We start from the raw sequence: 14507 nt of genomic DNA on the forward strand, positions 1-14507 counted from the left end.
TTGCGGCTTCGCCACACATACTGGATGGACTCACTTATGATGAGAGTTGCAAAAACCATCAGTGCGTCGGTCGTCGTCGGGTTGGTCGTCGCGTGTAATACCAGCCGACTGCTCGACGTGAACGCGCCGAACGCCGTGCCGGTCACGGTGTTCGATTCACCCGCCGCTGCGAACCTCATGGTCGTGAGCGCGATCAGCGACTTCGAGTGCGCCTTTGGATCGGCCGTCACGGTCGAAGGCATCATTTCCGACGAGCTGGCCGATTCACAGCTCGGCGCCGCGCAGTGGCCGTATGACCGCCGCGACGCAAACACGCAGACGAACGGCATCTACGGCACGAGTGGCTGTGCGGGCAACCAAGGCCCCGGCATCTACACGCCGCTCTCGACGGCACGCTTCGATGCCGACAACGCGCTTGCGAAGTTGGCTGCTTGGACCGATGCGCAGGTTCCCGGCCGGCAGAAGTACATCGCGCAGATGAACCTGTACGCGGGATTCTCGTACTCACTGCTCGGCATGTCGATGTGCGGCGCCGCGTTCGACAACGGCCCGACGGTCGATCAGAAGGGAATGTTCGCCCTGGCCGAAAAGCGTTTCACCGACGCAATCGCCGCAGGACAAACGTCGGGACAAACTGCCGTCGTGAGTGCGGCGTACGTTGGACGAGCGCGCGTGCGCTTGTATCAGGGCAATACCGCGGGGGCAGCCACCGATGCGGCGCTCGTGCCAAAGGGCTTCGTGTACAACGCGAGTACCGACGCAAGCGATGGCGGCGGTCGTCGAGCCAATCGTGTGTACGCAGCGGTCCAGCAGACCGGCAACTACACTGTCGAATCCGTGTCGATCAACCTCAAGACGGAACAGGGTGAAGTCGATCCGCGATCGGCAACGGTCACCACGAACACTCGTCCAGCGGATTCACGCTCGGTGATCTATGCGCCGGCGAAGTACTCGTCAGGCCCGACGCAGAACAACACGACGGGTGACGCGATTCCGCTTCCGATGGCGCGATACGAAGAAGCGCAGCTCATTCTCGCCGAAGTGCAGGGCGGCGCGAGCGCCGTGTCGATCATCAATGCGATGCGTGCAACGGTGTCGCTCAAGCCGTACGTCGGCGCAACGGACGCGGCGTCGATGAAGAACCTCGTTGCCGACGAACGCCGTCGTGTGCTCTTCCTCGAAGGCACGCGCAATTACGATATCCAGCGCCTCACCCTGCCGCTGAACCCAGCGACGGGCAGCGTTTATCCGCGCGTCGGCGGCACGTACGGCACCACGGTTTGCCTGCCGTTGCCCGACGTGGAACGTCTCAATAACCCGAACGCGACCTGAGGTCTCGGTTCACAGGTCTCAGGTCTCTGGTCGGGGGTTACCCTGGCCTGTGATCCGGAGACCTGTGACCTCCACTCTTTCACGATCGAAATGATTCACATCACGAGACGAACGGTCGTCGCGCTTGCCTGTGGCCTTGTAGCCGGCGTTGCGGGCGCGCAGGGGCCCTCCGCTGCGCCGCAGTATGATGTCGTGATTCGGAACGGCCGGGTGCTCGACGGCCAGGGCAATCCTTGGATTCTCGCCGACGTCGCGATTCAGAGCGGTCGTTTCGTGAAGATCGGCAAAGTGCCGGGGCGCGGTCGCACGGAAATCGACGCTGCCGGGAAGTACGTGAGCCCAGGCTGGATCGACATGATGGATCAGTCGGGCTCCGTGTTACCGCGAAACGGTCGCGCCGAGAATAAGCTGCAAGAGGGCGTAACGACGGCGATCGGTGGTGAAGGTGGTACTCCGGTCCCCGCCGGTCGCGTGAGCGAATACTTCTCGAATCTCGAGAAGAGCGGCATCAGCATCAATTTTGGCAGCTATTTCAGCGAGACGCAGGCGCGCGTTGCGGTGCTCGGCCAATCGGCGCGCGCACCCACTGCGCCTGAACTCGCACGCATGCGTGCGATCATGGACACGGCTATGCGTGGCGGCGCGATGGGCATGACGACCGCGCTCATCTATCCGCCGTCGAGCTACAGCACCACCGACGAACTCGTCGAGGTCGCAAAGGCCGCTGCTGCGTATGGCGGCGTTTATGCGAGCCACATCCGCGGCGAGGGCGCCGAGGTCGTCGATGCGGTGAAGGAAGCGATCGCAGTGGGAGAGCGATCGGGCGCGCCGGTCGAGGTCTTTCACCTCAAAGTGGCGAATCAGCCAAGTTGGGGAATCCTCATGGACTCTGTGCGCGTCGCGGTCGATGCGGCGCGCGCACGCAACGTCGACGTCGCCGCCGATCTATATGTGTACACGGCCGGCGGTACCGGCCTCGAAGCGACAATCCCGAGTTGGGCACACGAAGGCGGAACAGACTCGCTCAAGTCGCGCTTGGCGAATGCGCAAACGCGGGCACGACTCAAGGGCGAAGTGAAGTCCGGATCGCCGGGTTGGTGGAACATCATCGATGCTGCGGGCGGCTGGGACGGCGTTGTCCTCGTGAACGCGCGCAACCCCGACAACGCGAAGTACGAGCAGAAGAACATCGCGCAGATCGCACGTGAGACCGGCAAAGAGCCCGCCGACGCGGCGTGGGACATCGTCGCGCAGGGACACGGACGCGTCATGGCGATCTACCACATGATGGGCGAGAAAGACATCGAGACCGCGCTGAGTTTCCCATGGACGAGCATCGGCAGCGACGCCGGCGCCGTCATGCAGATCGGCGTGCCCGATGAAACAGGCCTGCCGCATCCACGGAGCTTCGGCAACTTCCCGCGTGTCATCGCGAAGTACGTGAAGGAGCGACACGTTCTCACGTTGCCCGAAGCCGTTCGCAAGATGACGGGCTGGCCGGCCACGCGAATGCGTCTCGCCAATCGCGGCACGATCGCCGTTGGCAATTGGGCCGACGTCACGATCTTCGACTACGATGCGCTGCAGGACAAGGCGACGTACGAAAAGCCAATGGAGTTCCCTACGGGAATCGAATGGGTGCTTGTGAACGGCGTCGTGACGGTGGATCACGGCAAGCACACCGGAGCAAAAGCAGGCAAGGTCCTCTGGGGACCGGGAGCAGGCAAATGAACGCGCGCCTTCGTACAATCGCATTCGGTGCGACCCTACTGTCACTGTCCGCGGCACGCGCACATGCGCAGGGTCTCGCGGCCAAGATCGCCGAGATCAACGCGCGGCCGGAGCTGGTGCACGGAGCATTCGGTGTAGCGGCATACGACCTCGATGCGAAGAAGATGGTGTTCGGGCTCAACGCCGAGCAGCTCTTCACGCCTGGTTCAACGACGAAGCTGCTCACGAGCGGCACCGCACTCGCCTTGCTCGGCGCCGACTATCGCTTCCGCACACCGGTGTATCGCACCGGGCCAATCTCGGGCGGCGTCGTCAAAGGCGACATCGTGCTCGTGGGAATGGGCGACCCGAATCTGTCGGGACGCGCGGTCGGCGACACGTTGGGTTTCGCGAATGAGGATCACTCGTATGCAGGCGGCGGCGATTCTGTCGCCGTCGCGATCGGCGATCCCCTCGCAGCCATGCGAGATCTCGCGGCGCAGATTGCGGCGAAGGGAATCAAGTCGATCGAAGGCCGAGTGCTCGTGGACGCGAGCCTGTTTCCGCAGGGTGAACGCGAACTCGGAACGGGCGTCGTCATTTCGCCGGTGATCCTCAACGACAACGTCGTCGATCTTCTCGTGTCGGCGGGCAGCAAGGCGGGCGACCCGGTCAAGGTCCGGCCGTCGCCCGATCTCGGAATGTTCAAGCTCGTGAACGAGATCAAGACGACTGCCGCGCAGTCCGTCTCGAGCGTACGTCGGTCGCTGAGTCGCGACTCCGCGGGGAAGGTGACGGTCCGACTCACCGGCAGCTACGCGGCTGACGCGAAGCCGATGGTGATGAGCATCAACGTCGACGATCCGTCCGACTACGCGGCGCGCGCGCTCGTTGCGGCGCTCCACGATCGTGGCGTCACGGTTCGCGACGGCGCGAGTGGTTCGCAGAAGGACGTCGCACGTCTGGCCGCGCACTATGCCGATTCGACGCGTCTCGCCGAGCATGTGTCGCTCCCGCTGGGCGAAGAGGTCAAAGTCATTCTCAAGGTGAGTCAGAACCTGCACGCGAGCACGATGCCGTACATCGTCGGTTCGCTGGTCGGAAAGACCAGAGGGCGGGGCGCACTGCAGGCGGGCTTCGACGCTGAGCGCGAATTTCTGACGAAAGCCGGTCTCGACTTGATCGCTGCCGCACAGGGCGACGGCGCCGGCGGGGCACCAGGTGCGTTCTACTCGCCAGCGTTCATGGTGCAGTATCTGGCGTACATGGCAACTCGGCCGGACACGGCGGTGTTTCGCAAGGCGCTGCCGATTCTCGGACGTGACGGAACGCTCTGGAATATTCAACCCCAGTCGCCCGCCGCTGGGAAAGTGTTCGCCAAGACCGGAACGTTCGGGCTGGTCGATCCGCTCAATCAGCGGATGATCATCACCGGGAAGGGACTGGCGGGATACATGACGACAGCTAGCGGGAGACGCTTAGCGTTTGCTATTTACGGAAATAGAATTCCGTTCCCGCCAGGATACAAAGGCGACCCCGCGCTGCTCGTTGGCCAGGCGCTCGGTGAGATCGCCACGGCGATGTGGAACGACCCGCTGCCGTAGCGCAGCGCTATCGGCGACTCCGGGTAGCCCAATCGGAGTCGCCTTCTTCCGCAACACCGTCCCACATGTGCCACGCGCCGCGCTCTCCGTGCTCGGCAATGATCGTCGACAGGCGATCGGCGGCGTTGTGCCAGTTCATTTCCACGGCGTGTTGCGCTGCCTTGGGATCGCCCTTGGCAATCGCCGCGGCGATTGCTTCGTGCTCCTTCACCGAGGTCGAGAGCTCGTCGAGCAGGACGTTTACGTACAGGCGAGCGTACCGTTCGCACTGCGGCTTGATGGCCCGATGCAGGACGACGACGCGCGGTCCGGCCACGCCCTCGACGTACGTCGAATGGAACTTGAGGTCGAGAGAGAAGAGAACAGCCGGGGCCGCCTTGCCCTTCGACGCAACGGCGAGCTCCTTGTTCACCGCTCGCAGCTCTCGTACGAGCTTTTTGCGCGGTTCGGATGGGAGCATCGCGGCTCCCCGGGCCGCAAGCCCTTCGAGGTGGCCGACGATGAGGAAAACCTCATGGCCGTCGCCGCGGGTCAGCGGGGTGACGATCAGCCGCTGGTCGCCCGCCCGGCCGACGGAAGCGACGAGTCCTTCCTGCTGAAGCCGGTGCAGGGCGCTCCGCACCGGCGTGCGGCTCATCCCCATTCTGGCGACCACGGCTCGTTCGGCGACGCGAGCGCCGGGCGGCAGTTGGCCAGCGATGATGAGAGTACGCAGCTCGTTGTAGACACGAGTGACGTTGTCGACCGGCGTGCGGGAGTGCGACGACGCGGTGGACCCCTTGGACGAGCGGGCGGCTGGCCGCTTGGCGCGGCTCGATGACGATGCGGGCACGGAGGAAAAGATAGCTCTCGGGTAAATTGCCGAGCAAGCAGGCCTGGCGGTCGTAACATGGTCGTGACCTGATCATGACGGTATACCAAAACGGTCTTTCGCGTAAGCAGGAGGTGCGTTACGTTGGCTGCTCCCTCGCCCGAACGACTCATGAAATCCGTCGTCGCCGTCCTCGCTGGAGCCTTGCTGGCCGTGCTTCCGACCGCGTCCCGCGCGCACGCCCAGATCCCGCCGTCCGTCGAGTTCCGGGTGCCCAAGCCGCCAACCGTGGCGATGAGCGATTCGGGCGCGTTCCTCGTGTACGAATTACACGTCACGAACCTCACGGCCAATCCGCTCACGCTGCGGCGGGTCGAGGTCCTCGCCGTGGATGGCGGAAAGCCGGGACGCGTCGTCGCCAATCTCGCGGACAGTGCGCTGATACGGGCGACGGCACGCGTAGGGCCTGCGGTGCCGGTGGCCGAGCGAATGCGGATTGGCGGCGGAATGCTCGCGTACGTCTACCTGTGGATTCCCACCGACGCCAACCGTCCGCCTGCGGCGCTCACCCACCAACTGACGTTCACTCGCGGCACGAGCGATACGACCGACGTTATACGCGGCACCACGATTCCCGTGGAGCCGCGCGCCGTGGCGATTGGACCGCCGGTGCACGGCGAGTGGGGCGCACTCAACGGACCGTCGAATAGCTCGGGGCATCGTCGCTTGGTGCTCGGGCTCGACGGCCATACTGCGATCGGCCAGCGCTTCGCGATCGACTTTCTCAAGTTGGACTCGGCGGGCAATTCGTTTCGCGGCGATTCACTCAAGAACTCCAGCTATTACGCGTACGGTACGCCGCTGCTTGCTGTGGCTGACGGTATCGTCGTGGAAACGAAAGACAGCATTCCCGAGAACATTCCTGGCGCCAACTCACGCGCAGTGCCGATCACTCTCATCACCGTCGGCGGCAATCACGTGGCGCTCGATATCGGGGGCGGAAAGTACGCGTTGTATGCGCACGTTCAGCCAGGCTCGCTCAAGGTGAAGGTCGGCGATCGAGTGAAGCGTGGTCAGACGCTCGCGCTACTTGGCAATTCTGGCAACTCGACGGAACCGCATGTCCACTTTCAGATCGCTGCCGGACCGACCTTTCTGTCATCCGAGGGTTTGCCCTACGCCACGAATTTCGACGTCGTTGGCCGATGCGGCAGCGACGGGTGCAAGCGATCGACGCCAGTCCCAGTGAAGGGCGGTGTCCCTCTGCAGAACGAGATCGTTCGTTTTCCCTAATCGATTCGCCGGATCATTCGCGCGAACGGGACGTCCACGCCGCCCGTGAGCGACAGCGTCACTGGTTCTGCGACGGTGAATCCAAGGGCGGTGTACAGGGGCACGCCGGGCATCGTTGCCAATAGCTCGAGCGAGCGAAACCCGGCGGCGTAGGCGGCGCGAGCGCATTCAGTATAGAGACGGCGCGCCAGCCCGCGCCGAGCCCAATCGGGATGGACGAAGAATGCGCGAATTCGTGCGGATTCGGTCGCGGGATCGAGTCGCGGGTCGTCGGCGCCCTTTGCCTGATCGCCGCCAAAGAGCGTCCGACGACCACTCCAACCACCGCTGGCCGCGGGACCGGTCGGTCCGTCGACGACGTAGTAGGTCTGGTCGGCAATGAGCTGTGTGTCCACACCAAACAGCTCCGTCATCGCCGTTTCGATCTGCGCGGGCGAATAGAAGCCAACGCTCAATCCGCGCACGGACTGAGCGATCAGGCGTTGCAGTGCCGGTACGTCCGCCATCGTCGCGGTACGAAGAGTCGTTTGCTCGACAGACACGCCGGTCTTAGCGCTCGGGTGGAACGTTCATTGGTTGACTCGCAGCCGGAAATTACGGCATCTTGGCGGACCTCGCTCCTCTCCGCCAAACTGAGCATCTCCATGCACACTGTCCGACTCGGCCTTCGCCTCGCCGCGCTGCTCCTTTTCATCGCCTCCCGTTCGGAGTCGCAAGGTGCGGCACCTCAGCGTGCAGTGCTCGTTACCGGCGCGAGTAGCGGCATTGGCCGCAAGGTCACCGAGCGGCTCGCGGCGAATGGGTTCTTCGTCTACGCTGGAGCGCGCGCGCAAAAGGATCTCGACGACCTCAACGCGATCAAGAACGTGCAAGGCGTTCGGCTCGACGTGACCGTTCCCGCCGACATCTCGGCGGCGGTGGAGGCCGTAACGAAGGCGGGACGCGGACTGTACGGTGTCGTGAACAACGCGGGTGTACTCGTCATCGCGCCACTGATCGAGGCGGACGAGAAGGACATGCAGAATATCCTGAGCGTCAACACCCTCGGTCCGTACCGCATCACGAAGGCGTTTGCGCCGCTGATCCTCGAGTCGAAGGGGCGCGTCGTCAACATCAGTTCTCTGAATGGGATTGTCGCGAGCCCGATGATCGGCGCGTACAGCATGAGCAAACACGCCATCGAAGGTTATGGCGATGCCCTGGCCGCCGAGCTCGGGCGCTTTGGAGTTCGGGTCAGTCTCATCGAGCCGGGGAATTACGGCACCGACATTGGTCGGACCGTGGTAGCCCGGTTCGATACGAATACTCTGAAGGGATCGCGCTTTGAACCGCAGCTGCGGTCGACGCTGAACTCCATGCGCGCGTTCGAAAACAATCCGCCGCCCGACGAAGTCGCCGACGCCGTGCTCGACGCCTTCACCAGCGCCACGCCGAAGGCGCGGTATCTCGTCGTTCCTGTCGCCGGACAGGCGGCTATCCCGATCCGGAAGGTGATCGAGGAGCTCGTTCAGTTGAACGAGGGACAAAAGTTTAGCTACGACCGAGACGCACTTGTAAAGATGCTCGACGACGCCCTGGCGAAATCCAAGCAGCGCCGGTGACGAAACTCCGCTTGCGGATTTGCGTACAAATCCCCAGAGTTGATGCTGTCGGGAAGGCGTTGACGAAACCATAAAGCGTTGTCCGTGAGGCTGCCATGCGCACTCGAGCTCTGGTTGTTGCCGCGTTACTCGCATTTCCGCTGGGACTTACCGCCCAGGTTCTGCGCGTTCCGCGCCGCGGAGGCACGCCCGATCCAGCGCCGCTTCCTCCGCCAGCCGTGCCGGTCGCCCGTGCGCTCGCCTTGCAGCAATCGCGTTGGTCAGCCCAAGCGTATACGCTGATCAGCACCTACGAGATGCCTGGCGTTTCCCGATTTACGACCTTCGGCACGGGAACGCACGCCGACTACCTCGTCGGTCAGGGATTCTCCGCCAGCGTCGATCTCACGGCGTCGTTCATCGGTGGGCCGTCGAGAAGTCAGACGGCCGAAGCGGGAACGCGCTATTCACCGCTTGCGTGGAATCGCAAGATCCGCCCGTTCGTCGACGCGCGTGTCGCGTACGTGAACATGCTCGACCAATACACGGTGGCGGGCAACCGATCAGTCGTCGGCGCCGGCCAGAGCCTCGATGAGGGGAGCCGCTATAGTCGCGGATTCGGTGGCATCGTTGGCACCGGAGCAGACTTCGCGGTCACGAACACCTGGGCTGTGACCACCGAGATCTTGGCGATGCGCGACCGGATGGCGACGTACCGCCTGACGAACACGGCGAATCTTCCGGTCGGCACCAACTACATGATGAATTCGCTGCGGTTCACGCTCGGGCTGAAATTCGCCCCGGTCCGGACGCTTTCCCTGCAGCAGAATCCGCGCGGGTAGTTTTTCCGCGAGTGCGGCTACGATCCCGACGAGAAGGTGAACTTGAAGCCGTCGGGATCGGCAATCCGGAACATCCGCGGTCCCCACGGCATCGTGGCCGGTTCGGTCGACAACGTTCCGCCCTTTGCTTTGATTGCTGTGGCGAGTTCGTCGATGTCCTGTGCCGTGGTGATCTGAAGCGAGAAGCCTTCGCCTTTCGCGCGATCGAGTCCCTTCGCGCCGTCGTCCTGACCGATCAGGATGCGCACGTCGCCCGCCCGGAGCGACACTGCCATGATTTTGCCACCGCGCTCGTGCTCGCGGTCGACGGAAAAACCAAGGACATCGCGGTACCACGCCAGGCTCGCGCTCAGGTCTTTCACGGTCAGAGACGCGGCGAGGTTGCTTCCGTTCAGAGAATGAGTCGTCGAGGTCACAGTGTCTGGTTTGGGCTCGTGTTTCCTCCGTGGACTGCCAATGCGTGTTCAGGTATAACGTGATTCGAGCGGCGTCGCGAGCGTGCCGGCCGACAATTTTTCAACCTGTTTCAATTGTCGACCGGACTCAGCGAGCCCCGGACTGACCAGGCTCAGTCCCGCGCCATCGCCCCAGCGGCTTCTCGTTCGAGGTCGAGATACACGTCCTCGCCCACGTCGACTGCCACACCGAGAATCGTTCCGTCGGTAAACGTGTTCGGAGCCTCATACTCCTCGCTCACCCGATCTTCACTGTCGTATCCGACGCAGATTCCGTCGCCTGACAATGAGAAGTGTCCAGGCTGAGTCTTCATCGGACCTTCGGCGACGACCTTCTCGTCGATGTAGAGCTGCGTCTTGCCGATCGACTCACCATACTTGCCGCCCTTCTCTCGAACGAACGCCATGCCGACCGTGTGCTTTCCCGGCGACAGTTCCTCCGACGACACGAATTTCTGCTCGGGCTTGATGCCGAGGAAATTGTAGACGTAGGTCAGCTTCCGATCCTTGATGAAGAGCGCATGCCCACCGAAGCGTGAGCCGTGCGCGAAGATCACACCTGTGGAGTCGGACGTGATGTTGACGTCCGCAACGATCTTGTATGAGCGACCGCGCACGTTGACGCCAACCGCTTCCGGCACCGGCGACGTATCGGCGTAGTAGATGAAACGCGTGCGCGGCGGTTCGCTCGTTGGGTGCTGAATTGCCAATAGCTCGACAGGCCCACGATCATCGAGTGGAAGCACGAAATTCTTATCGGCTTCCTTGAACCACAGGTCGATGAGGCTCTTCAGCTTGTCGGGATTTTCCTTGGAGAGGTCCTTGGATTCCGAGCGATCCTCATCCACGTGGTAGAGTTCCCACCGATCCTGGTCAAAATGCCCAGCGCCGCTGATCGGCGCGTGTAGCGCCGCGGCCTTCCAGCCGTCTTGCCAAATTCCGCGTGTGCCGAGCATCGCGTAGTATTGCACCTTCTTCTGCGTCTTGGCGTTGGCATCATCGAACGTGTATCGCATCGAGACGCCGTTCAGCGGATACTGCTCGACTCCCCGGTACGTCTTCGGCATTTCGAGCCCGACTGCCTCGAGAATCGTCGGCACGATGTCCGTCGAGTGGTGATACTGATTCCGCACCTCGCCCTTCGCCTTGATGCCTTTGGGCCAGTGAATGACGAGCGGATCGCAAGTGCCGCCAGAGAACTGTGAATACCGCTTGAACATCTGAAACGGCGTGCTGAAGGCGACTGCCCAGCCGGTCGGGTAGTGATTGTACGTGTCGGGACTACCGAGCGTGTCGAGATACTTCATATTCTCTTTGATGTCGTCCGGGTATCCGTTGAAGAACTTGTTCTCGTTCACGGAGCCGTTCGGGCTTCCCTCGCCTGACGCGCCGTTGTCGGCGCAGTAGAAGATGAGCGTATTGTCGAGTTGATTCGTTTTTTCGAGATACTCGACGATGCGCCCGACCTGCGCGTCGGTGTATTCCGAAAATCCGGCGTACACCTCGGCCATGCGCGCAAAGAGCTTCTTCTCGTCGGCGTTCAACGAGTTCCACGGGCGTACCGCGTCGCCCGGGGCGGTCTTTGCAACGTCTTCTGGGAGTGGATTGATTGGCGTGAGCTCAGTGCCCTTGGGAACGATGCCCTTCTCGATCATCCGCGCGAGCGCCCACTCGCGATACGCTTCGTAGCCATCGTCGAACTTTCCCTTGTACTTGTCCGCGTATTCCTTGGGGCTGTGATGCGGCGCGTGGTTCGCGCCGGGACAGAACCACATGAACCACGGCTTGCTCGGGTTCGATGATCGCTGATCGCGTAACATCCGGAGCGCCTGATCGGCGAGATCCTTCGACAGGTGGTACCCGTCTTCCGGAGTGTATGGCTGATTGATGAATCGATTGTCTTCGGTGAGATCAGGGTACCAGTTGTTGGTTTCGCCACCAAGAAACCCGTAGAAGCGGTCGAAGCCTTTTTGCAAAGGCCATTCGGATCGACTGCCGCCGCTCGAAACGTCTTCGGTCGGCACGTTATGGTTTTTCCCTAACCAGAAAGTGCTAAAGCCGTTGTCCTGAAGCACCTGTCCGATCGTCGCACATTCGGCGGGGAGCCGGCCTGCAGCGCCGGGAAACCCGTCGGCGCCTTCTGAAATCGAGGCGCATCGATTGACGTGATGATTGCGACCGGTCAGGAAAGTCGAGCGTGTTGGCGAGCACAGGGCGGTTGTGTGCCATTGCGAATAGGTCAGGCCGTTGTCGGCGAGTTTCTGTAACGTGGGCATGTTGATGCGCCCTCCGTACGGCGACCACGCGGCGAAGCCCGTATCGTCGTACAGAACGATGAGCACGTTGGGCGCGCCTTTCGGCGCACGGGGGAGTTCGTAGGGTGTCCAGTCGGGCTTGGAGTCGCGAACGTCGAGCTTGATGACTCCCTTGAAAGGCTTGGCCATCGAACACCTCCTATGAATGTCCGTCTCCAACTCGACGATTCTCGTCATCGCGCGGCGTCCAGCAGCCTACCGACGCGGCCGCGTATGCTGCATTGGTCTTTGGGCCGCTACGAGCTCTGCCCATCGAGCGGCGGCGAGCGGCCAAGTCAGTCGTCAATGAAAAATGTAGAAAGAGCGATCTACATTGAGCGATCAGAGCCGAAGCGCTGCGTCGATGAACGCTATGCCCAAGACCAGCGCGGCGAATTCGCCGCTACGAACGGACACGTGCGGCGCGACCTGGCGCTTGAGCGGTCTCTTGTGGGGTGGCCCGGTCGCGCGTCGTTCTTCGGCCGCTGTCCACCGGCAGCGCTCAAGCCGTCCGCAGTGCTGCGCTCGCGAGCTTCAGCACTTCCGTGCGGACCGGCATCCATCGCAGTTGTCCGGATACCAGCGACAGACGATCAGCTCCGCACGCGCGCCCCGTGTCCTCCACCAGTTCGCTCAACACGTCGAGGATGGACTGATCCGCATACCCCGCCGCCTGGAGCTCACGAGTCGCATCGCCGATCGCGTCGCGAAGCGACTGCGGAGTACTGCTCGTGCGTGCGCGGAGCGCGCGAATGAATGCTCGCTCGAGTCGCGAACCCGTGGCGACAGTGAAGCGATGCGCGAAGTGAAGCAGCTCGGGAAAGTTGAGACTGGTCGGACTCACGTTATTGCCTTGAGGTCTCGGGACGACATCTGTTCCACCACTGCCGACGCGGCGGTGATGAGCGAATCCGCATCGGCCAATGGAAGCGATAGCGTGAAGACCGAACCAACGTCCTCGACACTTTCCAGTGTCAGGTCGCCGCCCATTGCATGAGCAAGATCGCGGCTGATGGACAGGCCAAGACCAATGCCCTGCTGCAGTGGCAGCGTCAGGTGGCGATTGATTTGAACGAAGGGTTCGAACACACGACTCGCGTCGGCGGCTCGGATGCCGACCCCTGAGTCTTTCACTCTGATTCGAACGGAATCGTCGGCGAGCTCCGACGTGACGTCGACCCTGCCTTCGGCGCCAGTGAACTTGATCGCATTTCCCACCAGATTGAGCAAAATCTGCTGGAGCCGCTCGGCGTCGGCTACGACGAGAAACGGTGAGGTTGAAGGCGTGATGGAGAGCGTAACGCCTTTGGCCTTGGCCTGCAGAGCGCAGAGATCCTCGACCTCTGCGAGTGCCTCGGTCACATCGACGGTCGCGAGCCGGAGCGGTCGTGCGCCATCGAATCTCGCAACAGTCAGAACATCGTTGATCAAACGCAGCAGATATGCCGACGCGCGCCTAATGCGATCGAGATCCTTGACCTGAGCCGTGTTCACCGCGCCACGAAGCCCGAGCTCCAATAACTCCGCGTAGCCGGAAATGGCGTTGAGCGGCGTGCGTAGCTCATGACTCATGCCGCGCAGGAAATGCGTCTTCGTGTTGTTCGCGTGCTCGGCCACCAAGCGTGCATCGCGCGCCTCGGCCAGCGCCGCCGCTGCTTCGACGCGCAGTTTGACGCGATCCATCGCCTGTGCGCAGTAGCGGGATACCGTGTCGGCGAACTGTTGATCGAGCGCCGAGAATGTTCGAGGTCCTGAGAATCCGAAGGCAAGCGCGCCGGCGCCTGCGCCGTCGATTTCGAGGGGAAGAAAGATCCATGCGCCGCTGGCGTCGTCTACCCCGACGTCCCGAAACGCCGGATAGCGAGCGACCATCTCTTCGAACGACTCGAGGTAGAGAGGCCGGCGTTGCGCTATGGCGTCGGTGTACGGACCGCGAACTACTGCCGGGCCGTCATGCGCGAACGACCGCATGATCGCGTCGAGCGATCCCGCCTCTCGGAGCAACACGAAGTCGGTTCGCGGCCCACCGGCGGCGATGACGACTGTGCCGGAGTCGCATTCGAGAGCGACAATTGCCTCGCGCAACACCGCATCGGCGACTCCTTCGAGCGTCACGCTGTTACTCAGCGCTGCGGTGATACTCTGCAGACGTGCCAGCCGCGCCGAGGCTGCGTCGGCAATCGCCTGCGCCGCTGCGACCTCCGCCGCACTTCGATCCAACTCTTCGTTCGCAAACTCGAGTGCGGAGAGCGTCCCGCGCAGCTTGCGCGCGTGATCTTCGAGTTCGGCCGCGCTTCGCTGAAACTCCTGGGCCAAGCTGGCGATACGCTGCGCATCCTCCGCCGCGGCGAGCGAGCGACGTCGATCGAAGCTCGGCAGGCGGGGGGCAGACGCGATCGCAGCTTGGTCGAGCTGAGGGCGCGTCAAACTGCCACGGCGTTCGTCGCGCTTGCGAAGGCGCTGATCGGCATCGCGGCAAACGACTGTCGGGCGAGCGGGAAGATGGCCATTACGGAGAGTAGGCCGAAGCTCGGCCGTGGCCCATCGCACGAACGGGTGAAAAAGTAGGTAGACCTGACGCTCACC

The 14507-nt window shown here is 62.7% G+C and carries 12 protein-coding genes; 6 read left to right on the top strand and 6 right to left on the bottom strand.

What is annotated here, in order from left to right:
* Positions 1-39: 39 nt before the first annotated feature.
* The 3 genes from AC6H4Z_RS06120 (at position 40) to dacB (ending at position 4646) form a co-directional block, all read left to right on the top strand.
* Positions 40-1332, top strand: a complete 1293-nt coding sequence (locus tag AC6H4Z_RS06120; RefSeq protein WP_497545856.1) for a RagB/SusD family nutrient uptake outer membrane protein — start codon at positions 40-42, stop codon at positions 1330-1332.
* A 90-nt stretch (positions 1333-1422) separates the two neighbouring features.
* Positions 1423-3063 carry an N-acyl-D-amino-acid deacylase family protein gene (locus AC6H4Z_RS06125; RefSeq protein WP_497545857.1) on the top strand — a complete coding sequence of 547 codons (1641 nt, stop codon included), beginning with the start codon at positions 1423-1425 and terminating at the stop codon, positions 3061-3063.
* Positions 3060-4646 (top strand): D-alanyl-D-alanine carboxypeptidase/D-alanyl-D-alanine endopeptidase, encoded by a 1587-nt coding sequence (dacB, locus tag AC6H4Z_RS06130; protein WP_497545858.1) that lies wholly within the window; start codon positions 3060-3062, stop codon positions 4644-4646. Before AC6H4Z_RS06125 ends, dacB begins: the two co-directional genes overlap by 4 nt.
* Positions 4647-4653: 7 nt before the next feature.
* On the opposite strand, the gene AC6H4Z_RS06135 is transcribed toward dacB, so the two are convergent.
* Positions 4654-5478: a GntR family transcriptional regulator gene (locus AC6H4Z_RS06135; protein WP_497545859.1), complete on the bottom strand. Its 825-nt coding sequence runs from the start codon at positions 5476-5478 to the stop codon at positions 4654-4656.
* Between the two features lie 150 nt (positions 5479-5628).
* Between AC6H4Z_RS06135 and AC6H4Z_RS06140 the strand changes: the two genes are divergently transcribed.
* Entirely contained in the window at positions 5629-6750 is a 1122-nt protein-coding gene (locus AC6H4Z_RS06140) for a M23 family metallopeptidase (protein WP_497545860.1), read from the top strand.
* Here AC6H4Z_RS06140 and AC6H4Z_RS06145 read toward each other — a convergent pair.
* Positions 6747-7256 carry a GNAT family N-acetyltransferase gene (locus AC6H4Z_RS06145; protein WP_497545861.1) on the bottom strand — a complete coding sequence of 170 codons (510 nt, stop codon included), beginning with the start codon at positions 7254-7256 and terminating at the stop codon, positions 6747-6749. The two genes, AC6H4Z_RS06140 and AC6H4Z_RS06145, sit on opposite strands and share 4 nt — an antisense overlap.
* 138 nt (positions 7257-7394) lie before the next feature.
* Between AC6H4Z_RS06145 and AC6H4Z_RS06150 the strand changes: the two genes are divergently transcribed.
* Together AC6H4Z_RS06150 and AC6H4Z_RS06155 are read left to right on the top strand one after the other, a co-directional pair.
* Complete coding sequence (locus AC6H4Z_RS06150; protein WP_497545862.1) at positions 7395-8351, top strand: SDR family oxidoreductase; 957 nt, start codon at positions 7395-7397, stop codon at positions 8349-8351.
* 95 nt (positions 8352-8446) lie between these two features.
* Positions 8447-9172, top strand: coding sequence for a hypothetical protein (locus AC6H4Z_RS06155; protein WP_497545863.1), 726 nt, complete (start codon positions 8447-8449; stop codon positions 9170-9172).
* A gap of 17 nt (positions 9173-9189) precedes the next feature.
* Here AC6H4Z_RS06155 and AC6H4Z_RS06160 read toward each other — a convergent pair whose 3' ends face one another.
* The 4 genes from AC6H4Z_RS06160 to AC6H4Z_RS06175 form a co-directional block, all read right to left on the bottom strand.
* Positions 9190-9588, bottom strand: coding sequence for a VOC family protein (locus AC6H4Z_RS06160; RefSeq protein ID WP_497545864.1), 399 nt, complete (start codon positions 9586-9588; stop codon positions 9190-9192).
* Positions 9589-9740: 152 nt separating this feature from the next.
* On the bottom strand, positions 9741-12071 hold the full coding sequence (locus tag AC6H4Z_RS06165) for an arylsulfatase (RefSeq protein WP_497545865.1): 2331 nt from the start codon (positions 12069-12071) through the stop codon (positions 9741-9743).
* Positions 12072-12423: 352 nt separating this feature from the next.
* The gene (locus AC6H4Z_RS06170) at positions 12424-12765 is read right to left on the bottom strand and encodes a hypothetical protein (RefSeq protein ID WP_497545866.1); all 342 of its coding nucleotides are present in this window, start codon (positions 12763-12765) and stop codon (positions 12424-12426) included.
* The gene (locus AC6H4Z_RS06175; RefSeq protein WP_497545867.1) at positions 12762-14471 is read right to left on the bottom strand and encodes a sensor histidine kinase; all 1710 of its coding nucleotides are present in this window, start codon (positions 14469-14471) and stop codon (positions 12762-12764) included. The genes AC6H4Z_RS06170 and AC6H4Z_RS06175 overlap by 4 nt, the downstream gene beginning before the upstream one ends.
* Between the last annotated feature and the right edge of the window lie 36 nt (positions 14472-14507).

This window comes from Leucogemmata humicola (assembly GCF_055379415.1).

Bases quoted from the DNA above. Each gene is read 5' to 3' on its own strand.
- AC6H4Z_RS06120 (WP_497545856.1), top strand. From the start codon at position 40: ATGAGAGTTGCAAAAACCATCAGTGCGTCGGTCGTCGTCGGGTTGGTC.
- AC6H4Z_RS06125 (WP_497545857.1), top strand. From the start codon at position 1,423: ATGATTCACATCACGAGACGAACGGTCGTCGCGCTTGCCTGTGGCCTT.
- dacB (WP_497545858.1), top strand. From the start codon at position 3,060: ATGAACGCGCGCCTTCGTACAATCGCATTCGGTGCGACCCTACTGTCA.
- AC6H4Z_RS06140 (WP_497545860.1), top strand. From the start codon at position 5,629: ATGAAATCCGTCGTCGCCGTCCTCGCTGGAGCCTTGCTGGCCGTGCTT.
- AC6H4Z_RS06145 (WP_497545861.1), bottom strand. From the start codon at position 7,256: ATGGCGGACGTACCGGCACTGCAACGCCTGATCGCTCAGTCCGTGCGC.
- AC6H4Z_RS06150 (WP_497545862.1), top strand. From the start codon at position 7,395: ATGCACACTGTCCGACTCGGCCTTCGCCTCGCCGCGCTGCTCCTTTTC.
- AC6H4Z_RS06155 (WP_497545863.1), top strand. From the start codon at position 8,447: ATGCGCACTCGAGCTCTGGTTGTTGCCGCGTTACTCGCATTTCCGCTG.
- AC6H4Z_RS06165 (WP_497545865.1), bottom strand. From the start codon at position 12,071: ATGGCCAAGCCTTTCAAGGGAGTCATCAAGCTCGACGTTCGCGACTCC.